The organism is Pseudomonas sp. A6 (genome assembly GCF_052367875.1).
GTDB classification, from domain to species: Bacteria; Pseudomonadota; Gammaproteobacteria; order Pseudomonadales; family Pseudomonadaceae; genus Pseudomonas; species Pseudomonas citronellolis.
In genome coordinates this window covers 5,208,847-5,235,665 of sequence record NZ_CP198970.1, presented here as the reverse complement: position 1 = coordinate 5,235,665, position 26,819 = coordinate 5,208,847, and the positions used below count along the sequence as shown (strand labels likewise).

Annotated in this window: 23 protein-coding genes and 1 pseudogene; 15 read left to right on the top strand and 9 right to left on the bottom strand. The window is 67.6% G+C overall.

Annotated elements, in window-relative coordinates:
• Nucleotides 1–57 precede the first annotated feature (57 nt).
• On the top strand, nt 58–1,980 hold the full coding sequence (locus ACTWJ5_RS22910) for a UvrD-helicase domain-containing protein (protein ID WP_444436622.1): 1,923 nt from the start codon (nt 58–60) through the stop codon (nt 1,978–1,980).
• 158 nt (nt 1,981–2,138) lie between these two features.
• Here ACTWJ5_RS22910 and ACTWJ5_RS22905 read toward each other — a convergent pair whose 3' ends face one another.
• On the bottom strand, nt 2,139–4,538 hold the full coding sequence (locus tag ACTWJ5_RS22905) for a DUF3772 domain-containing protein (protein WP_253409859.1): 2,400 nt from the start codon (nt 4,536–4,538) through the stop codon (nt 2,139–2,141).
• 223 nt (nt 4,539–4,761) lie between these two features.
• Here ACTWJ5_RS22905 and ACTWJ5_RS22900 point away from each other — a divergent pair, with 223 nt between their 5' ends.
• From ACTWJ5_RS22900 to ACTWJ5_RS22885, 4 genes are all read left to right on the top strand, one after another.
• Nucleotides 4,762–5,802 carry a histone deacetylase family protein gene (locus ACTWJ5_RS22900; protein ID WP_253409861.1) on the top strand — a complete coding sequence of 347 codons (1,041 nt, stop codon included), beginning with the start codon at nt 4,762–4,764 and terminating at the stop codon, nt 5,800–5,802.
• A 26-nt stretch (nt 5,803–5,828) separates the two neighbouring features.
• The gene (locus ACTWJ5_RS22895) at nt 5,829–6,929 is read left to right on the top strand and encodes a polyamine ABC transporter substrate-binding protein (protein ID WP_253409863.1); all 1,101 of its coding nucleotides are present in this window, start codon (nt 5,829–5,831) and stop codon (nt 6,927–6,929) included.
• A gap of 184 nt (nt 6,930–7,113) precedes the next feature.
• Complete coding sequence (locus ACTWJ5_RS22890) at nt 7,114–8,046, top strand: DMT family transporter (protein ID WP_253409865.1); 933 nt, start codon at nt 7,114–7,116, stop codon at nt 8,044–8,046.
• Nucleotides 8,047–8,201: 155 nt separating this feature from the next.
• The gene (locus tag ACTWJ5_RS22885) at nt 8,202–8,333 is read left to right on the top strand and encodes a PA1414 family protein (protein WP_009623528.1); all 132 of its coding nucleotides are present in this window, start codon (nt 8,202–8,204) and stop codon (nt 8,331–8,333) included.
• Nucleotides 8,334–8,402: 69 nt separating this feature from the next.
• Here ACTWJ5_RS22885 and ACTWJ5_RS22880 read toward each other — a convergent pair whose 3' ends face one another.
• From ACTWJ5_RS22880 to speB, 6 genes are all read right to left on the bottom strand, one after another.
• Nucleotides 8,403–9,128 (bottom strand): MBL fold metallo-hydrolase, encoded by a 726-nt coding sequence (locus ACTWJ5_RS22880; RefSeq protein ID WP_261748029.1) that lies wholly within the window; start codon nt 9,126–9,128, stop codon nt 8,403–8,405.
• Nucleotides 9,129–9,329: 201 nt separating this feature from the next.
• A complete protein-coding gene (locus tag ACTWJ5_RS22875; RefSeq protein WP_444436621.1) occupies nt 9,330–10,931 on the bottom strand; it encodes a 5-guanidino-2-oxopentanoate decarboxylase in 1,602 nt (533 codons plus the stop codon).
• 93 nt (nt 10,932–11,024) lie between these two features.
• On the bottom strand, nt 11,025–12,404 hold the full coding sequence (locus tag ACTWJ5_RS22870) for a sodium:solute symporter (protein WP_074977159.1): 1,380 nt from the start codon (nt 12,402–12,404) through the stop codon (nt 11,025–11,027).
• Nucleotides 12,405–12,543: 139 nt separating this feature from the next.
• The gene (locus ACTWJ5_RS22865; RefSeq protein ID WP_444436620.1) at nt 12,544–14,058 is read right to left on the bottom strand and encodes a purine-cytosine permease family protein; all 1,515 of its coding nucleotides are present in this window, start codon (nt 14,056–14,058) and stop codon (nt 12,544–12,546) included.
• Nucleotides 14,059–14,083: 25 nt separating this feature from the next.
• Nucleotides 14,084–14,488: a YybH family protein gene (locus ACTWJ5_RS22860; protein WP_009623523.1), complete on the bottom strand. Its 405-nt coding sequence runs from the start codon at nt 14,486–14,488 to the stop codon at nt 14,084–14,086.
• 10 nt (nt 14,489–14,498) lie between these two features.
• Nucleotides 14,499–15,458 carry an agmatinase gene (speB, locus tag ACTWJ5_RS22855; protein WP_074977157.1) on the bottom strand — a complete coding sequence of 320 codons (960 nt, stop codon included), beginning with the start codon at nt 15,456–15,458 and terminating at the stop codon, nt 14,499–14,501.
• A gap of 286 nt (nt 15,459–15,744) precedes the next feature.
• On the opposite strand from speB, the gene ACTWJ5_RS22850 reads away from it, so the two are divergent.
• The 6 genes and pseudogenes from ACTWJ5_RS22850 to ACTWJ5_RS22825 all read left to right on the top strand — a co-directional run bounded on the left by ACTWJ5_RS22850 (nt 15,745) and on the right by ACTWJ5_RS22825 (nt 21,871).
• Nucleotides 15,745–16,641: a LysR family transcriptional regulator gene (locus ACTWJ5_RS22850; RefSeq protein ID WP_064583865.1), complete on the top strand. Its 897-nt coding sequence runs from the start codon at nt 15,745–15,747 to the stop codon at nt 16,639–16,641.
• Nucleotides 16,638–17,249 (top strand): tRNA-uridine aminocarboxypropyltransferase, encoded by a 612-nt coding sequence (locus ACTWJ5_RS22845; protein ID WP_444436619.1) that lies wholly within the window; start codon nt 16,638–16,640, stop codon nt 17,247–17,249. Before ACTWJ5_RS22850 ends, ACTWJ5_RS22845 begins: the two co-directional genes overlap by 4 nt.
• A 108-nt stretch (nt 17,250–17,357) precedes the next feature.
• The gene (locus ACTWJ5_RS22840; RefSeq protein WP_249917343.1) at nt 17,358–17,789 is read left to right on the top strand and encodes an acetyltransferase; all 432 of its coding nucleotides are present in this window, start codon (nt 17,358–17,360) and stop codon (nt 17,787–17,789) included.
• Between the two features lie 1,398 nt (nt 17,790–19,187).
• A complete protein-coding gene (locus tag ACTWJ5_RS22835; RefSeq protein WP_135499910.1) occupies nt 19,188–19,817 on the top strand; it encodes a hypothetical protein in 630 nt (209 codons plus the stop codon).
• A gap of 174 nt (nt 19,818–19,991) precedes the next feature.
• Nucleotides 19,992–20,087, top strand: a pseudogene (locus tag ACTWJ5_RS22830) (DTW domain-containing protein); the annotation flags it as partial.
• A gap of 176 nt (nt 20,088–20,263) precedes the next feature.
• Complete coding sequence (locus tag ACTWJ5_RS22825; RefSeq protein ID WP_444436618.1) at nt 20,264–21,871, top strand: ABC-F family ATP-binding cassette domain-containing protein; 1,608 nt, start codon at nt 20,264–20,266, stop codon at nt 21,869–21,871.
• Between the two features lie 283 nt (nt 21,872–22,154).
• Here the strand turns inward: ACTWJ5_RS22825 and ACTWJ5_RS22820 are convergent, their stop codons facing one another.
• The gene (locus ACTWJ5_RS22820) at nt 22,155–22,523 is read right to left on the bottom strand and encodes an antibiotic biosynthesis monooxygenase family protein (RefSeq protein ID WP_444436617.1); all 369 of its coding nucleotides are present in this window, start codon (nt 22,521–22,523) and stop codon (nt 22,155–22,157) included.
• Nucleotides 22,524–22,596: 73 nt separating this feature from the next.
• Here ACTWJ5_RS22820 and soxR point away from each other — a divergent pair, with 73 nt between their 5' ends.
• Nucleotides 22,597–23,079 carry a redox-sensitive transcriptional activator SoxR gene (soxR, locus tag ACTWJ5_RS22815; RefSeq protein ID WP_009623517.1) on the top strand — a complete coding sequence of 161 codons (483 nt, stop codon included), beginning with the start codon at nt 22,597–22,599 and terminating at the stop codon, nt 23,077–23,079.
• On the opposite strand, the gene ACTWJ5_RS22810 is transcribed toward soxR, so the two are convergent.
• On the bottom strand, nt 23,052–24,011 hold the full coding sequence (locus tag ACTWJ5_RS22810; protein ID WP_444436616.1) for a threonine dehydratase: 960 nt from the start codon (nt 24,009–24,011) through the stop codon (nt 23,052–23,054). The two genes, soxR and ACTWJ5_RS22810, sit on opposite strands and share 28 nt — an antisense overlap.
• Nucleotides 24,012–24,232: 221 nt before the next feature.
• On the opposite strand from ACTWJ5_RS22810, the gene ACTWJ5_RS22805 reads away from it, so the two are divergent.
• The 3 genes from ACTWJ5_RS22805 (at nt 24,233) to ACTWJ5_RS22795 (ending at nt 26,803) form a co-directional block, all read left to right on the top strand.
• Entirely contained in the window at nt 24,233–25,195 is a 963-nt protein-coding gene (locus ACTWJ5_RS22805) for a DMT family transporter (RefSeq protein WP_253409914.1), read from the top strand.
• 145 nt (nt 25,196–25,340) lie between these two features.
• On the top strand, nt 25,341–25,865 hold the full coding sequence (locus ACTWJ5_RS22800) for an RNA polymerase sigma factor (protein WP_444436615.1): 525 nt from the start codon (nt 25,341–25,343) through the stop codon (nt 25,863–25,865).
• On the top strand, nt 25,862–26,803 hold the full coding sequence (locus tag ACTWJ5_RS22795; RefSeq protein ID WP_444436614.1) for a FecR family protein: 942 nt from the start codon (nt 25,862–25,864) through the stop codon (nt 26,801–26,803). The genes ACTWJ5_RS22800 and ACTWJ5_RS22795 overlap by 4 nt, the downstream gene beginning before the upstream one ends.
• The last annotated feature ends 16 nt before the right edge of the window (nt 26,804–26,819 follow it).

The following is a 26,819-nucleotide window of genomic DNA, read 5'->3' as shown; positions in this document are numbered from 1 at the left end:
GATCGTCACTGAAACCCCTTATCATTCAGCGACATCCTCCAGGGCCGGAGCCTTCCGATGCTGTCTGCCGTAAGGCGCTACAAACTGCTGTTGTCCGAATCCCTGGCGCGGTATTTCCCGCGCACCACCGCCTACCTGCGCGAGCAGAACGAGGCCGCCCAGGCGCCAACGGCGAAGAAGCCGCGCGCCACGGCGCGGAAGAAGGACGGCGCCGCGGCCAAGCCCCGCGCGCCGCGCAAACCCAAGGCTGAGGCGGGCGAGAAACCTTCGGCGGAAAGCCCCGCCGGCATCTACCCGGCGCGCGCCCTGGCGGTGCGCCCGGAGCAGGTCGAGGCGATGCGCGAGCGGGTGCGCCAGGCGGTCAGCGCCGGCGTGATCAGCCCGCCGTCGGACGAGCAGTGGGCGATGATCCTGTGCCGCCAGCCGCTGGCGCGCATCTTCGCCGGCGCCGGCTCGGGCAAATCCACCACCCTGGTGCTGCGCCTGGTGTTCATGCTCTGCCACCTGGGGATCGAGGCGGACAAGGTCACGGTGATCTCCTTCACCAACGCCTCCTGCGCGCAACTGCGCGAACAGCTGGTGCGCGTGCTCGCCTTCTGGCAGTACCCCTTCGACATGGCCCGCGCCCGCGAATGCGTGCGTACCTTCCACTCGGCCATGGGCGTGCAGGCCCGCGAGCTGCTGGGCAAGCAGCGCTGGTTCGAGCAACTGGAAGAGCGCAACCCCGACGAGCCGGACAACCCCCTCACCGGTGGCCGCCTGCGCCCGGCGCAGCAGCGCCTGCTGCTGGAGGCCTACGAGGAGTGCTACGCGGTCAACGGCGCCTTCCGCGCCAAGGTGCACCGCCTGCTGGGCCTGGAGAAGCCGGAGGAAGTGCCGGGCCCGGCGCCGGTCCAGCCGTTCCGCCTGCCCGGCGAGTTCGTCGAGGCGCCGCTGGTGGAAGTCTTCCACACCCAGGCGGGCTTCATGGAAAGCCTCGGTCTGCGCCCGCAGGACCTGAAGGTGGCCGAGCTGGGCTGCTCGACCCGCGAGAAGATCTTCCTCGAAGCCCTGGCCATCTACTGGAGCTTCTTCCTGGCCCTGCTCAAGCGCCAGCGCCTGACCACCTTCAACGCCGCCTTCCAGCAGCTCACCAAGCGCTTCGCCGAGGGCGACGCCAAGCTGGAAGCGGCCGAGCCGATGACGCACCTGCTGATCGACGAGTTCCAGGACATCTCGCCGCAGATCGTCCTCTGGCTGCAGGCCCTGCACCGTTTCCTGGCGCGCAGCGGCAAGGCGCCGAGCCTGATGGCCATCGGCGACGACTGGCAGTCGATCTACGGCTGGCGCGGCAGCTCGCCGGAGCTGTTCATGGACTTCGACAAGCACTTCCCCAGCAAGGGCCGTAGCCGCCAGAGCACGGTGCTGCTGCTGGAGACCAACTACCGCAGCATCGAGCCGGTGATCCGCGATGCCGAGTCGGTGCTGGCCGAGGTGAACTTCAAGCAGGCCAAGACCTGCCGCGCCTTCAAGCCGATGCAGCCGGGCGACCACGGCGTGCGCGTGGAAACCCGCTTCGACCTGGCCCGCGACCTGCCCAGGCTGGTGGCCGACATCCGCGCCCAGTGCGAGCACGTGGCCCAGCGCGGCAGCCGCGAGAGCACCGCGGTGATGCTGCTGAGCCGACGCAACGAGCCGCTGCAGCAGATCCAGGCGCAATTGGACGCCAAGCTGCCGGTGAAGGCTATGAGCATCCACCGCGCCAAGGGCCTGCAGGCGGAGGTGGCGATCATCATCGACGACTGCGCGCCGCCGGAGCGCCATCCGTTGCGCAACGTGCTGTATGCGCACAGCGGGTTCTTCCGCAACAGCTATGACCAGGCGATGCAGGATGAGAGCTTGCGATTGGCCTATGTGGCCGTGACGCGCGGGGTGAACCGGGTGTTCTGGTACTCGCGCAAGGCGCAGGGAGCGGCGGCGTTGTTGGCGAGGCGAGGGTGAGCGTAGGGCGTACAACCGTTCGCGGTTGTACGCCGTTACACCCCGCCCATAGTCGACCGCGTGGCTGACCTGGGCGCTCGACACGGGGCGCTTCGTGTTCGACCTCGAGTTGGCTGTGGCCAAGGTCAGGCGGCGGATAACGTCGAACGTTATCCGCCCTACGCCCCGGTATCGCTCGCGGCATCCTCGATCCGTTCCTTGCCACCCCCCACCAGGCGCAAACTCCTTGGCGCCACCAGGCTGATGCCTTCCTCGCGCAACCTGCCGAAGATGGTGAACAGCAGGTCGCTCCGGGCGCTGGAGACCCCGCGCGGGCTGCTGACGCTGCCGCTGGCCGCCAGCGTCAGGCCTTGCTCGGTGAGCTGGGTGAAGCTCACCGAGGGCCTGGGGGTTTCCAGGATCGCCGGGTGCTCGGCGTAGGCCGCCAGCAGCAGTTCGCGGACCTTGTGCACGTCGGTGTCCAGCGGCAGCGTGAGGCTGATGCCGACGCTGCCCAGGGCGCCACCCATGGTCACGTTGCGCACGTTCTGGGTGATCAGTTGCGAGTTGGGCACTATCACCGTGGAGTTGTCCGACTGCTGGATTTCCGTGGCGCGCACGTTGATCCGGCGGATATCGCCTTCCACGCCGCCGAGGCTGACCCAGTCGCCGACCTTCACCGGGCGCTCGGTGAGCAGGATCAGGCCGCTGATGAAGTTCTGCACGATGGCCTGCAGGCCGAAGCCGATGCCCACCGACAGGGCGCTGACCACCCAGGTCAGGCTGGTCAGGTTGATGCGCAGGGCCGAGAGCGTCAGCAGGCCGAGCAGGACGAAGCCGAGGTAGCCGACCAGGGTCACCAGCGAGGCGCGCATGCCGGCGTCCATGCTGGTTTCCGGCAGCAGCCGCTCGGCCAGCCAGCGCTTGAGCAGGCGCAGGGCGAACAGCCCGCCGAGCAGGGTGAGCAGGGCCAGCAGGATGTCCTGCGGGACGATGTTCAGGTTGCCCAGCGCCTGGCCGCCCTGGGCCAGGCGCTCGACGCCGGCGAGCAGTTCGTCGGGGGTGCTGGCGGTGGGCGAGAGCATCACCATCAGCGTCATCAGCACCAGCAGGGTGCGGCCCACCCCGGACAGCAGGGTGGCGGCCTGGGCCTGGTGCTGCGGCGACAGGCCGAGGGCGCGGGCGAGGGTCTTGCCGCTGTCCTGGCGCGGTGACAGCAGGGTGTCGCAGAGGTCGCCGAAGAAGGCCGTGATCAGGTAGCCGGTCGCCGCCACGGCGCTGATCCACAGCAGCTTGGTGGCCAGGTAGAAGGCCAGCGACAGGTAGCCGCTGAGCAGCGCCAGGACGATCAGCAGCACCACCAGCAGGGCGATGAGGTGGATCACCCCGGCCAGCGCCGGGCGCGGGTGTTCCTCGTCCTCCTCGTCGCTGCGGCGCAGGCGCAGCAGGGCCAGGCCGAAGAGCACGGCGATCAGCAGCGCGGTGAGGCCGTTGACCGCCACGGTCAGCGCCAGGCTGGCGCCGATGGCGCTGTTGATGCGGTCCTGGGCGCCGAGCAGCATGGCCACTATCGCCAACAGCCCGGGGAAGTGGGCCACTGCCCTGGCGGCAGCGTCCGGGATCGGCAGCAGGCGCCAGGAGGGCCGGCTGACCATCAGCAGGGCGCGGCCCAGGCCGGTGATGAAGGCGCTGAACACCGCCAGGGTGACCATCTGCCCGGCCAGGTTGGCCAGGCCGTTGTCGAAGCCCTCGTTCCAGTCCAGGCCCTGGTGGACCAGCGCGGCGGCGCCGCCGAAGGTGACCACGCTGGCCAGGGCGATGGCCAGGGCCAGGCTGCTGCGGCGCAGGCGGCCCTCGGGGATGAAGTGGCTGGCCAGGTAGCCGGCGAACCTTTCCAGCAGGCGCCGGCCCGGTATCCACAGCAGCACGGCGGCGACCAGGCAGGCCAGCAGCGGCAGGCGCGCACCATGCCAGGTGTCCTCCAGGCTGGCGGTAAACTTGTCGCCCAGGTTGCGCAGGCGCGCCAGGTCGTCCTCGGTGGGGCGCGTCAGGGTGGACCAGAAGACGGGGCTGAAGGGCGGCGCGGAGCGGGTGGCGATCTGCGAGTTGAACAGGCTGCGGCGCAGGTTGACGATCTGCGCGGCCAGGTCCTGGGCCGAACGCAGGATCTGCGCGGCCTGGGTGGCCTGGGCCTGCAGCTCGGCCTTCTGCTGGTTCAGCTCGGTGCGCTGCAGGGCCAGGGCGGCGGCCTCGCCCTCTACCGGCGGGCCGAGCACGTTGAGCTGGTCGGACAGGCGGTCGAGGCGGGCCTGCAGATCGTCGCCGTGCTGGCCCGCCATCCTCTGCACTTCCAGGGTGGCCAGGCGCAGGCGCGCCAGCTCGTCGTCGCCGACCTGCTCGGAGACGCCCTGGCGGATGCTTTCCAGGCGCTCGGCCAGGGTTGGCAGGCCAGCGTCGTCGGCCAGCGCCGGCAGCTCGTCGGCGGGCAGGCCCGGGGCCGGCGCGGCCAGGGCCCAGCCGGCGCAGAACAGGTTCAGGATCAACAGGCAACGGAGCAGGATCTTGCGGTCCCCCGACATCTCTTCTTCCTTCCTTCGCCAGGTGCATGCTGTTCGACCGATGGGGCCGGCAGCCATTCCCCAGAGCATAGCGAGCCGGCGTGGATACGCAGGTTCACTGTAGTAAAGGGCCATAAATGTTGGCCATATCTATCCCCTTTTGGCCGCCGCCACCGTTCAGCCGAGGCCGCCCGAATGGGCAGAATCCCCCCACCAAGAACAACAAAGCCGAGAGGTTTTACTCATGCTGACCGTCTACAGCGACGATCACCGCCTGCATTTCGGCCAGTCCGAACTGGTCGATGGCAAGCTCCAGCCCTGCTTCGAAATGCCCAGCCGCGCCGACACCGTGCTGGCCCGGGTGAAGTCGCAGCAACTCGGCGAGATCATCGCGCCGAAGGATTTCGGCCTGGATGCCATCCACCGCGTGCACGATCCGAAGTACGTTGCCTTCCTCAAGGGCGCCTGGGCCCGCTGGGCCGCCGAGGGCCACAGCGGCGACCTGGTCTCCACCACCTTCCCGGGCCGCCGCCTGCGCCGCGACGGCCCCATCCCCACCGCCCTGATGGGCGAGCTGGGCCACTACAGCTTCGACACCGAGGCGCCGATCACCGCCGGCACCTGGCAGGCCGTGTACAGCTCGGCGCAGGTCGCGCTGACCGCCCAGGACCACATGCGCCAGGGCGCGCGCACCGCCTTCGGCCTGTGCCGTCCGCCGGGCCACCACGCCGGCAGCGACTTCATGGGCGGCTACTGCTTCATCAACAACGCCTCCGTGGTCGCCCAGGCCTTCCTCGACCAGGGCGCCAAGCGCGTGGCCATCCTCGACGTCGACTACCACCACGGCAACGGCACCCAGGAGCTGTTCTACGACCGTGGCGACGTGCTGTTCGCCTCGATCCACGGCGACCCGCTGGTGGAATACCCGTACTTCCTCGGCCACGCCGACGAGCGCGGCGAAGGCGCGGGCGAAGGCTTCAACCACAACTACCCGCTGGCCCACGGCACCGGCTGGGACGGCTGGTCCGCCGCTCTGGAGGACGCTTGCCGGAAGATCGCCGCCTACGCGCCGGACGCGGTGGTGGTGTCCCTGGGCGTGGACACCTACAAGGACGACCCGATCTCCGAGTTCAAGCTGGACTCCCCGGACTACCTGCGCATGGGCGAGCGCATCGCCGCCCTCGGCCTGCCGACGCTGTTCATCATGGAAGGCGGCTACGCGGTCGAGGCCATCGGCGTCAACGCGGTCAACGTCCTGCAGGGTTACGAAGGCGCCGCCCGCTGAGGGCGCGCCGTTTCGAGGAGCGAGTCATGCGCGAGAACAACAAGATCATCCGCGGCCTGCTCGGCGCCGCGCTGCTGGCCGCCGCCGGCATCGCCAGCGCCGAACCAGTGGTGCGCATCTACAACTGGTTCGACTACATCGGCCCGGACACCCTCAAGGGCTTCCAGAAGGACAGCGGCATCGCGCCCAAGTACGACGTCTACGACAGCAACGAGGTGCTGGAGGCCAAGCTGCTCTCCGGGCATTCGGGCTACGACCTGGTGGTGCCCAGCGACAGCTTCCTGCCCAACTACCTCAAGGCCGGCGTGTTCCAGAAGCTGGACAAGAGCAAGCTGCCGAACTGGAAGAACCTCAACCCGGCGCTGCTCAAGGTGCTGGAGAGCAAGGACCCGGGCAACCAGTACGCCATGCCGTACATGTGGGGCACCAATGGCGTCGCCTACAACGTCGACAAGGTGAAGGCCATCCTCGGCGACAACGCGCCAGTGGATTCCTGGGACCTGATCTTCAAGCCGGAGAACCTCGCCAAGCTCAAGCAGTGCGGCGTGGCTTTCCTTGACTCGCCCACCGAGGTGATCCCCGAGGCCCTGCATTACCTGGGGTTGTCGCCGAACAGCCACGACCCCGCGGACTATGCCAAGGCCGAGGCGCTGCTCAGCAGCCTGCGCCCGTACATCACCTACTTCAGCTCCTCGAAGTTCGTCACCGACCTGGCCAACGGCGACGTCTGCGTGGCCATGGCCTGGTCCGGCGGCGCCATGCAGGCGGCCAACCGTGCCAAGGAAGCGAACAACGGCATCCACATCGAATACCGCATTCCCAAGGAAGGCACCGCGGCCTGGTTCGACGTGCTGACCATTCCCAGGGACGCGCAGAACGTCGAGCAGGCCCACGCCTTCCTCAACTACCTGCTGCGCCCGGAGGTGGTGGCGCCGATCTCCGACTACGTGGCCTACGCCAACCCCAACCAGGCGGCAGACAAGCTGATTTCCGCCGACCTGCGCGACAACCCCAACGTCTACCCGCCGGCCGAGGTGCAGGCCAGGCTGTACTCGGTGGAGATGCTGCCGCCGAAGCTGGAGCGCATCCGCACCCGCACCTGGAGCAAGGTCAAGACCGGGCAGTGACGCCCTGGCGGCCGGCGGTGTCGGATTGGCACTGGTGCCGTTCGTCGTTTGGCTGGAATAATCGGCGGTACACCCTTGGGGTACCGCCGTTTTCACGTCTTGGTGCCCGCTCACTGCCGAGCCTTGCCATGAAACTGCCTTGCTGTCGTTGCCCCCTCCCTTCGTCCGGATCGCGGAGGTGCGCATGACGCCGCTACCCCCGCGCAAAGGCGCCGACGCCTTCGCCCTGCAAGCGATGCTGCTGCTGTGCCTGATCTGGGGCGTGCAGCAGGTGGCGGTGAAGCTCGCCGCCGGCGACATAGCGCCGATCATGCAGGCCTTCGGTCGCAACCTGCTGGCCGCCACGCTGGTGGGCTTGCTGGTGCTCTGGCGCGGCGACTGGAAGGCCGCGGGCGGCACCCTGGCCGGCGGCGCGCTGGCCGGGCTGCTGTTCGCCATGGAGTTCCTGTTCATCGCCCAGGGCCTGGTGTACACCAGCGCTTCGCACATGGCGGTGTTCATCTACACGGCGCCGATCTTCTCCGCCCTGGGCCTGCACTTCCTGCTGCCCAGCGAACGCCTGCGACCGCTGCAGTGGCTGGGCATCGCGGTGTGCTTCGGCGGCATCGCCCTGTGCTTCGGCGGCGGCTTCGACCTGCAGCACATGGACAGCCGCATGCTGCTGGGGGATTTCTTCGGCGTGCTCGCCGGGGCCTCCTGGGGCGCTACCACGGTGGTGGTGCGCAGCACGCGGCTGTCGGAGGCGCCGACCAGCCTGACGCTGTTCTACCAGCTGTTCGCCGCCGCGCTGCTGCTGCCCTTCATCGCCCTGGCCCTGGGCGAGTTCGGTAATGTGCGCTTCACCGCGCTGGGCGTGGGCAGCGTGCTGTTCCAGGGCGTGGTGGTGTCCTTCTTCAGCTATTTCGCCTGGTTCTGGCTGCTGCGCCGTTACCTGGCCTCGAACCTGGCGGTGTTCTCCTTCATGACGCCGCTGTTCGGCATCGCCTTCGGCGTGCTGCTGCTGCACGAGCCGCTGGCCTGGAACTTCGTCGCTGGGGCGGCGCTGGTGCTGGCGGGGATTTCCCTGGTCAGCGGCGAGGCGTGGGTGCGCCGGGCATTGCGCGGCAAGCGTGCCTGAACTTGATCCAGGTCAGCGGATCGCGGCCGGCCGACGCGTAGTCTTTGTTGCAAGGAGTGAGTGGCACGGGCGGAGAGTGGGACGCCGGGCTACTCTACTCTTAGGGCGGCCCGGAAGCGGGCCGCCCGACCCTTCCACCGCAAAGGAGGCATCCCATGAAACTCTGGCTGCAAACCCTGGCATGGAAACTGGGTGTCACGCTCGGCCTCATCGAGCCTCCGCGCCTGCAACCCATTCCCATTCCAAGCGATGAGCAACGGCGCTACGCACAGCAACGCCGACGCTGACTCCTGAAGCACCTGCTGGACACACCTTCTGCCCGCTCACGCGGGCAGATTGCGTTGGGCCCCGGTATTTCAGCCGTGGGCCGCGAACCACTCGTCGATGATCTGCCGCAAGCGCTCCCCGGAAAAACTCGGGAAGTGCCCGCCGTGCACGGTGCGCACCGGCAGTTGGCGCAGGCGTTCCAGGCTGCGCGCGTAGTCGTCCAGGTTGGAGTGGTAGGCATCCTCGATCAGCGGGCCGTCGTAGACGATGTCGCCGGAGAACAGCGTCTGCGTCCGCGCTTCCCACAGGCTGATGCCGCCCGGTGAATGGCCGGGGGTATGCAGCACCTCCAGCACGCGGTCGCCCAGGTCGAGCACATCGCCCTCGTCGATGGTGCGCGTGGCCGGCGCCGCCTTCACCCGGTACTCGGCGTAGCACAGCGGGCAGTCCGGGTGCGCTTCGAACATCTCGTCGCCGACGAAGGCCGTGGCCAGGGTGCGCTCGCCGTCGGGGCTGGCGAGGATGTCGGCCTCGGCCGGGTGGCACAGGCGCTCGGCGAATTCGTGGTGGCCGGCGATATGGTCGAAGTGGGTATGGCTGGCCACCGCCAGCAGCGGCCGCTCGGTGAGCCAGGGCAACTGCTCGCGCAGGCTGACCAGGCCGGAGCCGCTGTCCACCAGCAGGTCGCGCTCGCGGCCCTGGATGTGCCACATGTTGCAGCGGTAGAAGGGCCGCACCCAGGGCTCGTGGATCAGGCTGACGCCGTCGTAGCAGTGGCGGACTTCGAACCAGCGGTCGCGGGTGACGATTTTCATGGTGGGGCCTGGTGTCTTTGTGTTTTGTGTAGGAGCGCGCCCTGCGCGCGATTTCGCGGGCAGGGCCCGCTCCTACAGGGTGGCATGCCTGTGAGGGCGGTGCCGGGTGGGGGCCTTTCCCTCTCCCTAACCCTCTCCCTTCAGGGCGGGGCGCGCAGCCGAGGGCGGGGGGAGAGGGTTGCCGAGCTTCACTCCATCACCTCAAGGCGCGAACGGCGCCGCCTCCATCACTTCCACGATCAACGGCCGATCGCTCGGCGCGTTACGCAGCAACGCCTGCAGGTGCTCGTAATCCCGCGCCCGCTCCGCTTCGCAGCCGAAGCCGCGGGCGATGGCGAGGAAGTCCGGCGTGTAGATATCCACACCCAGCGGGGTGATGTCGCGGCGCTCCATGTAGCGCTTGATCTCGCCGTAGCCGTGGTTGTTCCACAGCAGCACGATGATGCCCACCCTGGCCTCCACGGCGCTGGCCAGCTCCGGCAGGGTGAACTGCAGGCCGCCGTCGCCCATCAGGCTGATCACCGGGCGGCCCGGTTCGCCGAGCTTGGCGCCGATGGCCGCGGGCAGGCCGTAGCCGAGGGTGCCGTAGCCGCTGGCGGAGTTGAACCAGCGGCGGCCGCCGTCCAGTTCCACCAGGTGGTTGCCGCTGTACACGGTCTGGGTGGAGTCGCCGACGAAACGGGCGTCCGGCAGCGCTTCGAGGATCTTGCCGAACAGCGTGCGATAGTGCGCCCAGCCGCTGAAGTCCTCGGCCAGCTGCGCGCGCACCTTGGCCGCGCGCTGGGCGCCGGGGCTGGCGGCGCTGGCCTGGCGGGCCGGCAGCAGTTCCAGCAGGGCGCGCATGGCGGTGCGGGCGTCGGCCTGGATGGCGACGCTCGGGACTTGGTTGCGCATCAGCTGCTGCGGGTCGATGTCGATGCGGATCAGCTCGCCGCCGATGCGGAAGTTGCCGTCGAACACCACGTCGTAGTCGGTCTCGCCCAGCTCGGTGCCGATGGCCAGGACCACGTCGGCCTCCAGCGCCAGTTCACGGACCGGCACCAGCGACTGGTTGCTGCCGACCAGCAGCGGGTGCTCCGGCTGCAGCAGGCCCTTGGCGTTGACGGTCAGCGCGGTGGGGGCGTCCAGCGCGGTGGCCAGGGCGCGGGCTTCGGCTTGCGCCGCGACGCAACCGCCGCCGAGCAGCAGCAGCGGCTTCTGCGCCTTGGCCAGCTTGGCCGCCGCTTCGTGCAGCGGCGAGCGCGCCGGGGCCGGGCGCGCCAGTTGCACGCGCGGGCGTACCTGCATGTGCTCGGCCGGGGCGGTGATGATGTCCAGCGGCAACTCGATGTGCACCGGGCGCGGGCGCTCGCTGTCGAACACGGCGAAGGCGCGGGCCAGCACCGCCGGCAGTTCCTCGACGCTCATCAGCGTGTGGCTGAAGGCGGTCACCCCGGCGGTCATGGCGCGCTGGTCGGGCAGCTCGTGCAGGTAGCCGTTGCCGTGGGCCAGGCGCGAGCGCTCGTTGACGCTGCTGATCACCAGCATCGGGATGGAGTCGGCGTAGGCCTGGCCCATGGCGGTGAGGATGTTGGTCATGCCCGGGCCGGTGATGATGAAGCACACGCCCGGCTTGCCGGTGACGCGCGCGTAGCCGTCGGCCATGAAGCCGGCGCCCTGCTCGTGGCGCGGGGTGACGTGGCGGATGGCGCTGCCCGGCAGGCCGCGGTACAGCTCGACGGTGTGCACGCCGGGGATGCCGAAGACAGTGTCCACGCCCCAGGCTTCGAGTTGCTTGACGAGGAATTCGCCGCAGGTGGTCATGGCAGTTCCTTTTGTTCGTGGGTGAGGAAGTTTCTCAAACGAAGAGGGCGCGGAGATCGACTCGCCGCGCCCTTGTTCATCGCAGCGTACGCGTCAGGCGACGCTGGCGGCCGCCTGCGGGCGGCGCGACAGCAGGCTGACCACGACGAAGCTGACCAGGCCGATGGCCAGGCTGTAGTAGATCGGGGTGTTGGCGTCGAAGCCATCCTTGAGCATGAACACCAGGGCGGTGATGAAGCCCAGAGTCATGCTGGTGATGGCGCCGGCGGTGGTGGCGCGCTTCCAGTAGATGGCGCCGATCAGCGGGATCAGCATGCCGCCCACCAGCAGGTTGTAGGCCAGGGTCAGGGCGCTGATCACGTCGTTCACCACCAGGGCGATGGCCAGCACCACCAGGCCGGTGAGGGCGGTGAACAGGCGGTTGATGCCCAGGCTGGAAGTCTTGCCGCCGCGCAGTTTCGGCAGCAGGTCCTCGGTCAGGGTGGTGGAGGCGGCGAGCAGGCCGGCGCTGGCGGTGGACATCATCGCGGCCAGGGCTGCGGCGATCACCAGGCCGCGGATGCCGTCCGGCAGCGAGGCCTGGACGATGGCGGCGAAGGCGTTGTTGACGTTGTCCAGGTCGGGCAGCAGGACCTTGGCGCACATGCCGATCAGCGCGCCGACCAGGCCGTAGATCACGCAGTACACGCCGGCGGCGGTGCCGGCGTACTTGGCCACGCCCTCGCTGCGCGCGGTGAACACGCGCTGCCAGATGTCCTGGCCGATGAGGATGCCGAAGAAGTAGATCAGGAAGTAGGTGATGATGGTGTCGTAGCCGATGGTGTGGAAGCTGAAGGCGCTGGCCGGCAGCTTGGCCACCAGCTCGTCCCAGCCGCCCACGCGGTACAGGCAGATCGGCAGCAGCAGGAACATCAGGCCGACGGTCTTGATGATGAACTGGACGATGTCGGTGAGGGTCAGCGACCACATGCCGCCGATGGTCGAGTAGACCACCACCACGCCGCCGCCGAGCAGCACCGAGATCCAGAACGGCAGGCCGAACAGCACCTGCATCACGGTGCCGATGGCCAGGGTGGAGACGGTGCCGATCATCAGCGCGTAGGCGAACATGATCACCGCGCTGGCCTGGCGCGCCATGGGGTTGTAGCGGCGCTCCAGGACCTGGGTGACGGTGAAGATGCGCAGCTTCAGCAGCGGCTTGGCCAGGAACAGGTTCAGCGCGATGATGCCGGCGCCCAGCGCGGCGCACAGCCAGAAGCCGGAGATGCCGTGGACGTAGCCCAGGCGCACGGTGCCGACGGTGGAGGCGCCGCCGAGCACGGTGGCGGCCATGGTGCCCATGTAGAACGACGGACCCAGGTTGCGTCCCGCCACCAGGAAGTCCTCGTGGGTCTTCGCCCGGCGCATGCCGTACCAGCCCAGTACCAGCATGCCGGCGGCATAGATCAGAACGACGATTATATCCAAGGCCATGATCGGCTCCTCACACTCGAATTGTCATTGTTGCCGCCCGCGGCTGGCGGGCGGTAGGCCGGCGGACCGGTGGTAACCGGCCCGTCGGCGTCTCACAGGTACTGCGGTTGGCGCTGCGCTCCAGGCAGGAAGCGCGGATTCAGGCCGCCGGCTCGTTGATGCCGAGCACCGGGCGGTCGTGGCTGGCGACCCAGCGCGGGCCTTGCGGGCCGTACACCCCGGCGGATTCCGGGAAGGTGCGCAGCAGCGTCAGGTAGAGCAGGGCGGCCAGGCCGAGGGTCACCGGCAGGCTGATGTCGATGCCGCCGGCCAGCTCGCCCAGGGGGCCGACGAACTGGCCCGGCAGGTTGACGAAGCACAGGCCGGCCAGCGCGCTGGGGATCCAGGCGCCCATGCCGCGCCAGTTCCAGCCGTGGTGGAACCAGTAGGCGCCGCCTTGCTGGCCACGGGTGAACACCTGCAGGTCGTCGGCGTGGTAGAAGCCGCGGCGCACGATCAGGCCGAGGATCATGATCACCATCCAGGGGCTGGTGCAGGTGATGATCAGCACGGCGAAGGTGGACACGCTCTGCACCAGGTTGGCGGCGAAGCGGCCGATGAAGATGAAGGCGATCGACAGCAGGCCGATGAACAGGGTGGCCTGCACGCGGTTGAGCAGGCGCGGGAACACGCTGGACATGTCCAGGCCGGTGCCGTACAGCGAGGTGGTGCCGGTGGACATGCCGCCGATGGTGGCGATCAGGCACACCGGCAGGAAGAACCAGCTCGGCGAGATGGCCAGCAGGCCGCCGACGTAGTTGTTCGCGGCGATGTAGTCCGGCGCTTTCACGGCGACGATGGTGGCGGTGACCAGGCCGAAGAAGAACGGGATCAGCGTGGCCAGCTGCGACAGCAGCACCGCCAGCATGATGCGCTGCTTCGAGGTTTCGCGCGGGATGTAGCGGGCCCAGTCGCCGAGGAAGGCGCCGAACGACACCGGGTTGCTCATGGCCAGCAGGGTGGCGCCGATGAAGGCGGCCCAGAAGCCCGCGCTGCCCAGCTGCACGCTACCGGCGTAGCCGGCGTCGAAGGGGCCGGCGAAGGCGAACACGCCCAGCAGGAACAGCAGGCTGGCGGCCCACACGGCGATCTTGTTGACCAGCAGCATGAAGCGGAAGCCGTAGATGCACACCACCAGCACCAGCACCGCGAACAGGCCGTAGGCCAGGCCCAGGGTGAGGTCGGTTTCCGGCAGGCCGAACAGGCGCTTGGCGCCGCCGACCAGCGCGTCGCCCGAGCTCCACACCGACAGCGAGAAGAAGGCGATGGCGGTGAGCAGCGACAGGAAGGAGCCGACGATCCGCCCGTGCACGCCGAAGTGCGCGCCGGAGGAGACCGCGTTGTTGGTGCCGTTGATCGGGCCGAACAGGCCCATGGGCGCGAGGATCAGCGCGCCGACCAGCACGCCCAGGACGATGGCCCAGGCGCCGGCCTGGAACGACAGCCCGAAGAGCACCGGGAAGCTGCCGAGCACGGCGGTGGCGAAGGTGTTGGCGCCGCCGAAGATCATGCGGAACAGGTCGGTGGGCGTGGCGTTGCGCTCGGCGTCGGGAATCTGCTCGACGCCGAATGTCTCGATGGTGGTGATTGCGTGTTGGTTGTTCTTGTTATCCATGACTTCCTCCCGGGAAAGTCCTGTCTCAGGGCGTGGGCGACAGGTGCTCGTGGACGGCCAGCCAGCGGCCTTGTTGTTGTTCACGGCGGAAGACGATGGTCTCCCGCTCGTGGTTCAGGCTCTCCGTTCCCTGGATGCGCAGCCGCGTGGCGACGTCGTGGCTGAAGATCGCCACGTCCTCGCCCTGCAGGCTGACGAAGGTGTTGCTGGACTGGCAGTCGAGGACCTCGAAGCCGTCGTCACGCAACCAGCTCTCCCACACCTCGCGGTAGGCCGCGCGGGTGCGCAGCGGCTGCGGCCAGTTGTGGAAGATGAAGCTGGCGTCTTCGCTGAAGGCCGCGAAGTAGGCCTCGGTGTCGGTGCGCGCGAAGGCTGCCACGAGCGCGCGGGCAGCCTCCAGCACCTGTGCTACGCAGGCGTCGTTATGCATTTGGGGTCACTCAGCGGCGCTGTACGCCCGGGAGGATGCAGAGCATTTCGTACAGCAGGTTGGCGCCGAGCAACGAGGTGTTGCCGGTGGTGTCGTAGGGCGGGGAGACCTCGACCAGGTCGCAGCCGATGATGTCCAGGCCCTGGCAGCCGCGCACGATCTCCATCGCCTGGATGGTGGTCAGGCCGCCGATTTCCGGGGTGCCGGTGCCCGGCGCCCAGGCCGGGTCGATGCCGTCGATGTCGAACGACAGGTACACCGGGCCGCCGCCGACCTTCTCGCGCACTTCGGCCATCAGCGGCGCCAGCGACTGGTGCCAGCACTCCTCGGCCTGGACCACGCGGAAGCCCTGCTTGCGGCTCCAGTTGAAGTCCTCGGCGGTGTAGCCCTGGGCGCGCAGGCCGATCTGCACCACGCGGTCGCAATCCAGCAGGCCTTCTTCCACGGCGCGGCGGAAGGTGGTGCCGTGGGCGATCTTCTCGCCGAACATGTGGTCGTTGACGTCGGCGTGGGCGTCGATGTGCACCAGGCCGACCTTGCCGTGCTTCTTGTGGATGGCGCGCAGGATCGGCAGGGTGATGGTGTGGTCGCCGCCGAGGGTCAGCGGGACGATGCCGTGGTCGAGGATCTTGTCGTAGGCCTCCTCGATGATGCGCACGGCCTCCAGCAGGTTGAAGGTGTTGATCGCCACGTCACCGATGTCGGCGATGTTCAGCGAATCGAACGGGGCGGCGCCGGTGGCCATGTTGTACGGGCGGATCATCACCGACTCGGCGCGGATCTCGCGCGGCCCGAAACGGGTGCCGGAGCGCAGGGAGGTGCCGATGTCCAGGGGCACGCCGACGAAGGCGGCATCGAGCTCGTTGAGCTCTTCCGGAGACTGGATATGCGGCAGGCGCATCATGGTGGCGATGCCGCCGAAGCGCGGCATTTCGTTTCCGCCCAGGGGCTGGTGGAGTTTCTTGTCCATGGGTAGGCCTCACGGGATTCGCTGTTTTCGTGGAAACAGGCTTGTTGATACTGAGGCCGGATTCTGGTCATGCCCGGTAGTGGGAAGAATCGCTGGCTACAAATAATCAGTTCAGAGTTTTCTAAACTTATTTCCACGGCTAGACTGCGTTGCCCTGTCGCAGCCCCCGCGGCGCCAGCCCCGTCGTATGTGCCTTGCAGGCCGGGTGGCGACGGACGGTCTGGCCGATTGCCAGTCCAGTGACTGCTGAACTGGAGCCCCTCCACCTCGAATTGCGGAGCCCTTCATGAGCGCCAGCGCCCTGCCCGACGTCAAGCTTCTGCGGATTTTCGCCTGCGTGGTGCGCAACCAGGGCTTCGCCTCGGCGCAGCAGGAGTTGAATCTGTCGACTTCAGCCATCAGCACCTACATGAGCCAGTTGGAAAACCAGTTGGGCATCGTGCTCTGCCACCGCGGCCGCGGCGGCTTCGGCCTGACCAGCAAGGGCGAGCTGTTCCACCAGGAAACCCTGCGCATCCTCGGCGAACTGGAAGGCTTCGAGCGCTACGCGGCGACCCTGAAGGGCGAACTGCGCGGCACCCTCAACCTCGGCGTGCTCGACTCCACGGTGAGCGACCCGGCGCTGCCGCTGGCCGACGTCATCGGCTCCTTCAGCAGCCTGCACCCGGCGGTGCACCTGCACTTGCAGGTACAAAGCCCCTACGAACTGCAACTGGCGGTGCTGGACAACCGCCTGGACCTGGCCATCGGCTCGTTCTTCAGCCGCATGAACGGCCTGGTCTACCAGCCGCTGTACCGCGAGCAGCACTGGCTGTACTGCAGCGACCGCCACCCACTGTTCGACGGCCGGCGCATCCCCGCCGAGCTGATCACCCAGCAGCGCATGGTCGGCCGCGGCTACTGGAGCCAGGCGGAGCTGGCGCGCCATGGCTTCAAGCACAGCGCGGCGACGGTGGAGAGCATGGAGGCGCAGCTGATCCTCATCCTTTCCGGCGGCTACATCGGCTACCTGCCGGAACACTACGCCCATCCCTGGGTGGAGCAGGGCAGGCTGCGCGCGCTGCTGCCGGCCACCTTCGGCTACCAGGCGCCGTTCTCGCTGATCCTGCGCCGCGGCCGCTCCCGCGAGCCGCTGATCCAGAACTTCCGCGACCTGCTGCGCACGCAGCCGGGCAAGCCATGAGCCGCGCCCGCTGCGAACGCTGCCTGCGCCCGGCCGGCCATTGCCTGTGCGCGCTGATCCCGCGCCTGGACAACCGCACCCGCGTGCTCCTGCTGCAACACCCCAGCGAAGCCGGCCACGCCCTGAACACCGCCCGCCTGGCGGCCCTCGGCCTGGCCAACGCCGAACTGCGGGTGGGCGAGGACTTCCGCGACCTCGACCTGAGCGGCGAGGGCGCCTGGCTGCTGTTCCCCGGCGAAAACGCCATCCCCCTCGCCGAACTGGCCACCCGCCCGGCCACCCGGCCACGCCTGCTGGTGGTACCCGACGGCACCTGGCGCAAGGCGCGCAAGCTGCTGCACCTCAACCCCAACCTGGCGGCCCTGCCGCGGGTGGTGCTGCCCGAGGGCCTGACCTCGCGCTACCGCCTGCGCAAGGCGCCGGCCGAGGGCGCGCTGTCGACCATCGAGGCGGTGGTGCATGCGTTGAACGCGCTGGATGCACCGCAGTCCTTCGACGCGCTGCTGCGGCCGTTCGAGGCGCTGATCGACGGGCAGATCGCGGCGATGGGGGAGGAGACTTTCCAGCGCAATCACCAGCGCGAGTTGAAGCCTCGGCACGAATCGTAGGGCGCATAACCGTTCGCGGTTATCCGCCGTCGGCCAATACACCGAAGCCCGACGAAAACGGCGGATAACGCCTTAGGTGTTATGCGCCCTACAAGACAGGATGCAATCATGCTTATTCGCCAGCGCTTCGCCGCGGACAACCCGATCCTGCTGGACATCTGGCTACGCTCCGTGCGCGCCACCCACGACTTCATCAGCGAAGCCGACATCGCCGAACTGCTGCCCCAGGTGCGCGACCTCTACCTGCCGGCGGTGGAAGTGTGGGTCGCCGTCGATGATGAGGATCGCCCGCAGGGCTTCATCGGCCTGGACCAGGCACACGTGGAAATGCTCTTCATCGCCCCCGAATTGCGGGGGCAAGGCATAGGCACGCGCTTGCTTGACTACGCGCGCGAACTGCGCGGGCGGCTTAGCGTCGACGTCAACGAACAGAACTCGCAGGCGGTAGGGTTCTACCGGTGCTATGGGTTCCACGACATCGGCCGCTCTGAGACCGATGGCCAGGACCGGCCGTTTCCGCTGCTGCACATGAGCCTGTAGAGAGAAGCCGGCCTGGCGGCCGGATCGCGGACGGAGTCCGTTCCTACGGGGAGGCGCCATTTCTCACGACAGCTTGTGGGCGGGGTGATGGGTTTCGCTCCGCTCTACCCATCCTACGGCGGCATTTTCCTGCACCTTGGAGCAACTGCCTTAAAGGCTGCGCCGAGGTGCTCTTTGTAGGGCTCCGTCTGTGATTGGTCCAACAGTCAGGCCGGCCGCTCCGCCACCAGGAAACTGTCGAAGTGAATGCTGTTGGCCCCAGCCGCAGCAGGATGTCGCTGAACAGCTCGCCGCGGGTGGCGCCGCAGTCTCAGGTGGCTTCCCAGTCCTTGCGGCTGCGCCAGCACACGTAGCCGAGCAGATGGCGGCTGTCCGCGCCGAGCTGCTGCACCCGTGTGAGGTGCTGATCGACGGGCAGATCACGACGATGGGGCGGAGACTTTCAGGAGCAACTACTAGTTGGTGGTGGGTGTCTCGCTAGGGCATTTCCAAGGGGCGGCGGAGACTCGTAATGCATAGTCCCGTAGACCGCAGCGGGAACAGCAACGAAACACCTTGACTAATAGTCTGGGTGGCTGGGTGTATAAGAGCACGAGTCTTTCCTATCGATTCTTGAATTTTATGTTTGTTTAGGAGTTTTCATATTCCGAAGGTTGGATCGTGAATTTTGTTTTCATGGGTTGAGCGTGTCTCGTTGATGCTCGCGTGGTTTGTATTGCGCTTTTTCTCCTTGGGTTGTAGGCGTTTTCCTTTGCTCCTGGGCGTATGTTTGAGGTCTTCGCTTATCCTTGGTTGATTTTTCTTTTTTTCTCAGGGGTATAGGTTTGCGAGCGAGGTTTGGTATGGATGAGCTTATGCGTTTCTATCGCGGTGTTTTCGACTGGGGTGTCTGGTAGCTTAGTTGGGTGTTGTAGGGGGCGAACCAGATAGGTATCGATAGGAGGTCTTATGTGGAGGTTGGCTACATTGTTCTGGTCGATTTTTTGCGGAGTTCCTCTATCTCATGCATTGAGCTGGGATCTGGAAATGGTATCTCGGGCGAATTGTGTGAATAATGAATCTTTGTCGTTTACCTGGAATGTTTCGAATCCGAATCAATGGTTTCTGCAGACGCAATCCATGCAATATAACTACACCACTGGCGAAAGCGTGCATATAGAGTCGCCTGCCGAGGTTACTTGGCGATCGGCGGCAATATGCTGGGGGTGCGGTATTACGGGGGATTGGATAGTCCATGGGTTGCATGGTGTGACTACGGCTAATGCCTCCCAAGATTGTGAGGATATCGAGAGACACTGTCAGGCTATGCAGGGAAACAATATCGTTTGTTCAGGGACTCCCGAGATAGACTTTTGCGGTGAGACGATAACGACGAATTGTAGTTTCTAGGGGGCGTGAATGAGGTTTTCTGTTGCGTTATTCATAGGTTTTTTTCTAACAGGCCTGCTGCAGGGCGAGTGGGCGTTGGCAGATGCTCCTTCTGTTCAAGACTCAAAGTTGCCGCAGGGTTTTTTGCAAATAATAGAAGATGCGGCAAAAGGTGAGGGGCGAGGGAAGGATTCTGGTTTTTCAGAAGCATCTAGAATGAGTCGGCTTGATAGGTATAGGGAGGATGTCACCGGGCGAGATTTGAAAACCTCAATGAATGCTGTTCGAGTGTCCGAGTCGCCGCTGAAGGCTTGCAAAGAAATTTCTTCACAGGCGGTGGGGGTTCGTCGAGCCGAAGGGTTGGATGGTCTGCTCAGAGTTTATCAGTGTGCGGAGCAAGGGGGGATAACGTTGAAGGAACAAGGTGGTTCTTCGGTTCTTTACAGAGAATTGGTGAACTTCAACGTCAATGGAAAAAGTGCCAGGAAGACAGTTGGGTCAGGTAGCTCGCAGATTACCAGTATCCTATGGGTTGAGCCCGATAGGACCGTGTTGCTCCAAATGAATCGAATAGATGAGAAAAGTGTTGCGTGGCTAGAAACGGTGGCAGAGAGCTTGTCGGAGAATATTGTCAGGAACGCATTGTCTTCTGACTTGTGATCTATCTTCAGGGGGATCCCATGCTCATTCGCCAGCAGCTCCGCTGCGGACAACCCGGTTCTGCTGGACATCTGGCTGCGGGTGGCGCCGCAGTTCCAGGTGGCTTCCCAGTCCTCGCGGCTGCGCCAGCACACGTAGCCGGTAGCGGCCCTCATCGCTGGCGCGCAGTTCCGCGCCGAGCTGCTGCGGCCATTCGAGGCACTGATCGACGGGCACATCGCGGCGATGGGGGAGGAGACCTTCAGGCGCAATCACCAGCGCCCACACTGATTCCGTTCGTCTCGCCGGGGGCTGACAGCCGTGGCTGCCGCTCTTTATAGTGCGCGCTTCATTTCCTTTCGCGAGGTGTTCGTCCGATGCGCAATTGATGCTGCCGTGCCCGCACGGCCCGTTTCCGTCCCAGGCTGTGTGCCCTGGGGGATTCATGGCATCCAATTGGAGTCGGTATGACGAGCCCCTTCACCCTGGCGCTGCAAGGCGTCACCTGCCAGTTGCCCACTGGCGAAATCCTCTTCCGCGATATTGACGAAAGCCTCGACGAACGCCGCACCGGCCTGGTGGGGCGCAACGGCGTGGGCAAGTCGCTGCTCGCGCGCATCCTCGCCGGCGAGCTGGCGCCCAGCGCCGGGCGTTGCCTGCGCCAGGGGCGCGTGCACTACCTGGCGCAGCACCCGGTGGGCGCCGCCAGCGTGGCGGAGCTTGCCGGCGTGGCGGCTCCCTTGCAGGCCCTGGCGCGTATCGAGGCCGGTGGTGTGGACGCGGTGGACTACGAACTGCTCGACGGCCGCTGGGACGTTCGCCAGCGCCTGGAGGCGGAGCTGACCGCCTGCGGCCTCGGCCACCTGGAGGCGGAAACCCCGGCGGCGCGCCTGAGCGGTGGCGAAGCCACGCGGGTGGCGCTGCTCGGTGCCTGGCTCAGCGGGGCCGACTGCCTGATCCTCGACGAACCCAGCAACCACCTCGACCGGCCCGCCCGCGAGGCCCTGCACGAACAGTTGCAGCGCTGGCGCGGCGGCCTGTTGCTGGTCAGCCATGACCGCCTGCTGCTGGAGGGCATGCAGCGCATCCTGGAACTGTCGGCGGATGGGCTGCGCAGTTACGCCGGAGGCTATTCCGCCTATCGCGAGGCGCACCGCCTGGAGCGGGATGGCGCGCTGCGCGAATTGCAGCGGCGCAAGCTGGAGCGCGAACGCCAGCAACGCGCCATGCAGGCCCAGCGCGAGCGCCAGGAGCACCGCCAGGCCAGGGGCCGGCATCAGGCCCGCGAGGTCAACCAGGCGGCCATCCTGGTGGACCGACAGAAGGAGCGAAGCCAGGCCAGCATCGCCAGGCTGCATAGCCAGCACGGCGAGCGCCGCGAGCGACTCGACGACGAGGTTCGCGAAGCCTTCGCCCGGGTGCGCCAGGATGCAGAGGTGCTGCTGGACGCACCGGACTGCGAGCTGCCGGCACAACGCGGGGTGCTCGTGCTGGAAGGGCTGCGCCTGCCCTTCGGCACCTGCCGTGCCCCGCTCGACCTGCAGCTCTGCGGGCCTCGCCGGCTGGCCCTGACCGGGGCGAATGGCTGCGGCAAGTCGACCCTGCTCAAGGTCTTGGCCGGCCACCTGGCGCCGCTCGCCGGCTACTGCGAGACGACGGTGCGCACGGCCTATCTGGATCAGCATCTGCACAGCCTGCGCGCGGATAGCTCGGTGTTGCAGTCATTGCTGGAGCGCAACCGCCGCATGGCGCCTTCCGACCTGCGCACGCGCCTGGCCCGGATGGGCCTGGGCGCCGCGCGCATCGAACTGCCCACGGCACTGCTCAGCGGCGGCGAGCGGGTCAAGGCGGCGCTGGCCTGCGAGCTGTACGCCGAACAGCCGGCGCAATTGCTGCTGCTCGACGAGCCGGACAACCACCTCGATCTCCCGGCCCTGGAGGCTCTGGAAGCGTTGCTGCGGCAGTACCGTGGCGCGTTGCTGGTGGTCTCCCACGACGAGGCCTTCCTCGCCGCCCTGGAACTGGACGGCCGACTGCAGGCCGGTGCCGAGGGTTGGTGCTGGGCGGTGCCCTAGCGGCTCTACCCGGTCGCTGTGGCCAGCTCGCGTACCTTGCAGGCGAGCACCGCTTCTCGTAGGAGCGAGCTTGCTCGCGAACAGACTCCGCTGCGGGGCTCATTCGCGAGCAAGCTCGCTCCTACGAAGAGCACCTCCGGATCCACCTGTAGGAGCGCGCCCTGCGTGCGATTCGCGGCCATGGGCCGCATACGCCACAGGGGAAACGCCATGGCCGCATGGGGTTCGCCAAGACTCAACCCATCCTACGAAAAGCAGCTCGGCGTAGGACGGACCCCGGCCCTCAGGCCAACCGCTCCGCCACCAGGAAACTGTCGAAGTGAATGCTCCTGGCCCCCAGCCGCAGCAGGCTGTCGCTGAACAGTTCGCTGCGCGTGGCGCCGCAGTCCCAGGTGGTTTCCCAGTCCTCGCGGCTGCGCCAGTGCACGCAGCCGAGCAGGTGCTGGCCGTCTTCGCTGGCGCGCAGTTCCGCGCCCAGGTAGCCCGGCGCCTGGTGGAACAGTTCGCGCAGTTGCTCCAGGTAGCGCCCCAGGCGCTCGGCGATGTCGGGCTGTTGCGCCGGCGCCACCTCGATGTCGATCAGCAGGGCGAAATGCGCCGGGGTTCCGGCCTGGTCGGCGTCGGTGCTGCAGTAGGCGCTGGGAATGATCATGGGTGGGCTCCTGGGCTTGAAGGCAGACGCTGGCGAGGGTAAAACCTCAACTTAACTTGAGGTCAAGCCCGCCATGCCGAAAAAACACCAGGCCCTGCACGTACCCCATGAACTGAGCGTCGGCGAACTCGCCAGGCGCGCCGGCGTGGCCGTGTCCGCGCTGCATTTCTACGAGGCCAAGGGGCTGATCCACAGCACCCGCAATGCCGGCAACCAGCGCCGCTACCCGCGCGACGTGCTGCGCCGGGTGGCGGTGATCAAGGTGGCGCAGCGCGTCGGCATTCCACTGAACGAGATCGCCGAGGCCCTGGCCAGCCTGCCCAGCGGGCGTTCGCCCATGGCCGCCGACTGGGCGCGGCTTTCAGCGCGCTGGCGCGACGATCTGGACGAGCGCATCGCCAAGCTGGTGCTGCTGCGCGACCAGCTCAACGGCTGCATCGGCTGCGGCTGCCTGTCGCTAGAGACCTGCCCGCTGCGCAACCCCGGCGACAGGCTGGCGGAGCAGGGGCCGGGCGCGCACTGGGACGGTCAGCCGCCGGACAGCTCGCGGGCGTAGAGCTCGCGGTCGACGTTGCCGCCGCTGAGCACCAGGCCCACCTTCAGCCCGCGCAGCGCCTCGCGCTCCTGCAGGGCGGCGGCCAGCGCCGCGGCGCCGGCGCCCTCGGCGACGTTGTGGGTGGCGGTGAACAGCAGGCGCATGGCCGCGCCGATTTCCGCATCGCTGACCTGGACGAAATGGTCGGCGCCGGCGCGGATCATTGCCACCGCATTCGGCTCCGGGGTGGTGCAGGCCATGCCATCGGCCAGTTGCGTGCTGGTGGCATGGAACACCGGCTTCCCGGCGGCGAAGGACAGCGCATAGGCCGGCGCATGGCTGGAGACCACCCCGACGATGCGCGTCTTCAGGCCCAGGGCGTCGCGCGCGGCGATCATCCCGCAGATGCCCGAGCCCATGCCCACCGGCACGTAGCACACGTCCAGGTCGGGGTGGGCGCGCAGCAGTTCCAGGCTGTAGCTGGCCACGCCGGCCACCAGCCAGGGGTGGAAGGAGGGAATCAGGTGCAGGCCCTCGCGCTCGGCTAGTTCGCCTGCGTATTCGCGGGAGGCCTGGAAGTCCTCGCCGTGCTCGATCAGGTTGGCGCCCAGGGCGCGCATGGCGGCGTTCTTCTCGCGGCTGTTGCCGTGGGGCACGACTATGGTCGCCGGCATGCCCAGGCGCGCCGCGGCGAAGGCGATGGACTGGCCGTGGTTGCCGCGAGTGGCGCTGATCACCCCGGCCGGGCAGGGCGCCTGGGCCGCCAGGTGGTGGAAGTAGACCAGCCCGCCGCGCAGCTTGAAGGCGCCCACCGGCGAGTGGTTCTCGTGCTTGACCCAGGCTTCGCAGCCCAGGGCTTCCACCAGCAGGGGCCAGCGGATCTGCGGGGTGGGCGGCAGGCTGCGGTGGACGATGGCGGCAGCGGCTTCGAGGGCGGGCAGGCTGAGCGGCATGGGGGTTCTCCTATGGGGAGAGGGCAGTCTAGGACGCTGCGCCGGGAATGCGACAGGTACAGCTGGGAAGAGGATTTTTCGTAGCGCTCCAGTAGCGCTTCCGAGCGCCTGCGCCCGAGTGTGCCGTCGGACCGGTACAGTTGTATCGCCGAACTGTTCCTGTCGAGCGCCACCGACGCTGGCTTAGCATGGCTGACCGCACACGCGAAGGGCTGTCCTCCATGCACGTTTCCTCCGGCCGCTGGCAATTCGGCCTGTTCCTCTCCCTGGTCACCGCCGTGCTCTGGGGCATCCTGCCGATCAAGCTGAAGGAAGTCCTGAAGGTGATGGACCCGGTCACCGTCACCTGGTATCGCCTGGTGGTGGCCGGTGGCGTGCTGTTCGTCTGGCTGGCCGTGCGCGGCCAACTGCCGCGCTTCCGCCCGCTGGGCCGGCGTGGCGGCGGCCTGGTGCTGCTGGCGGTGCTGGGGCTGACCGGCAACTACGTGTTCTACCTGGTCGGCCTGCGCATGCTCACCCCGGGCACCACCCAGCTGGTGATCCAGATCGCGCCCATCCTGCTGCTGCTCGGCAGCCTGTTCGTCTTCAAGGAGAGCTTCAGCCTTGGCCAGGGGCTGGGCCTGCTGGTGCTGCTGGGCGGCTTCGCGCTGTTCTTCAACCAGCGTCTCGGGGAGCTGTTCGGCTCGCTGGGCGACTACACCCTGGGCGTGCTCATCGTCCTGCTGGCGGCTTTCGTCTGGACCTTCTACGGGCTGGCGCAGAAGCAGTTGCTCACGCAGTGGAACTCGCTGCAGGTGATGATGGTGATCTACCTGGGCTGCGCGCTGCTGCTCAGTCCCTGGGCGCATCCGCAGCAGGTGCTGCTGCTCGATGGCGTGCAGGCCTGGCTGCTGCTGGCCTGCTGCCTGAACACCCTGGTGGCCTACGGCGCCTTCGCCGAGGCCCTGGCCCATTGGGAAGCCTCGCGGGTCAGCGCGACCCTGGCGCTGACGCCCCTGGTGACCATCGCCAGCGTGGCCGTGGCGGCCAGCCTGTGGCCCGAGCACCTGCAGCCGGAAAGCCTCGACGGCCTGGCCTACCTGGGAGCGCTGCTGGTGGTGTGCGGTTCGGCGCTGACCGCGCTGGCGCCGTCGCTGCTGCGCAGCTACCGGGCGCGGCGGGCGAGGGCGGCGCTGTCGTCCTGAACCGTCCCTTTAATTTCGCGAATGATATGTATTATCATTTGAGGAATTACAGCAGTGGTCCGGCGCGGATGAAGCCGGTGCGGGGACGTTATCGTGAATGCGGGAAGGGCGGCCGGCGGGGCCGCAAGGCAGCGGGGACGGGGTCGTGGATGAGGGCTTCCGCCACTCGGTGGCGCAGGCCTACCAGGCTTTCCACGGCGAGCTGCTGCGCTTCCTGCACCGCAACCTGGGCAGTTCGGCCGATGCCGCGGACCTGGCCCAGGACACCTTCGCCCAGTGGCTGAAATCCGCCTCGCGCCAGCAGGTGCGGCAGCCGCGCGCCTTCCTCTTCCAGATCGCCCGTAACCTGCTGCGCGACCATTGGCGCCGCCAGGACGGCCGGCGCCCGTCCGCCGCCGAGGGCGAGGCCCGGGAAAGCGCCGAGCCGGCCAGCGAGGGCCGCGAACCCATGCTGCAACTGGAACGCCAGCGCTACCTGCGCCACCTGGCCGCGGCCCTGGACAGCCTGCCGCCGCGCCGCCGCGAGGCCTTCGTGCTGCACAAGTTCGACGGCCTGTCCCAGGCCGAGGTGGCGCAGCGCATGGGGATATCCCTGAGCATGGTGGAGAAGCACGTGGCCGCCGCCCTGCTGCATTGCAAGCGGCAGATGCAAGGAGAGAACGAGGCATGAGCCCGCAGCAGGAGCGACAAAGGATCATCGACGAGCTGGCCGCCAAGTGGTTCAGCCGCCTGCGCGCCGGCGCCGACGAGCGCGAGCGCCAGGCCTGGCGCCAGTGGCTGGCCGAGGACGCGGCGCACGAGCGCGCCTACCGCGCCATCGAAAGCCTGTGGGACGACTTCGACCTGCTGCCGCGCCCGGCCCTGGCGCCGGCCCGCCGTATGCCGCACTGGCGCGGCCTGGCGATTGCCGCGGCGGTGCTGGCTGCCGTGGTGCTCGGCGCCATGCCCTGGGGGCAGCCGCTGGTGGACCCGCAACTGAGCCAGGCCAGCGCCCCCGGCGAACAGCGCGAGCTGCGCCTGGCCGACGGTTCGCGGCTGTTCCTGGCCGGCGACTCCGCGGTGCGGGTGGATTTCAGCGGCGCCTACCGCGAGGTGCGGCTGCTGCGCGGCGAAGCCTATTTCGAGGTGGCCCACGACAGCGCCCGGCCGTTCCGCGTGCGCGCCGGCGACAGCCGCGTGCGCGTGGTGGGCACGCGCTTCGACCTGCGCCTGGCGGAGGATGGCCTGCAAGTGGCGGTCAACGACGGGAAGGTGGCCCTGCAACCGCGGCTGGACCGCGCGCAGGAACAACCCCTGGTGCGCGGCGACCTGGCGCGGGTGGCCGCCGACGGCGCGCTGCAAGTCGAACGCATCGACCCGGCCCGGGTGGCCGACTGGCGCGACGGCCTGCTGCGCTTCCGCGAGCGGCCGCTGGGTGAACTGGTCGAGGAACTCTCGCGCTACCGCAGCGCGCCCATCCGCCTGGGCGACCCGCGCCTGGCCCGGCGGCAGTTGTCCGGTAGCGTGCGCATCGCCCGCCTGGACGACTTCCTCGCCGCCTTGCCGGCGCTGGCGGACGTGCGGGTGCGCCGGCAGGCCGATGGCAGCGCGCTGATCCTGCCGCGCTGACGCCAAAGAAGAAATA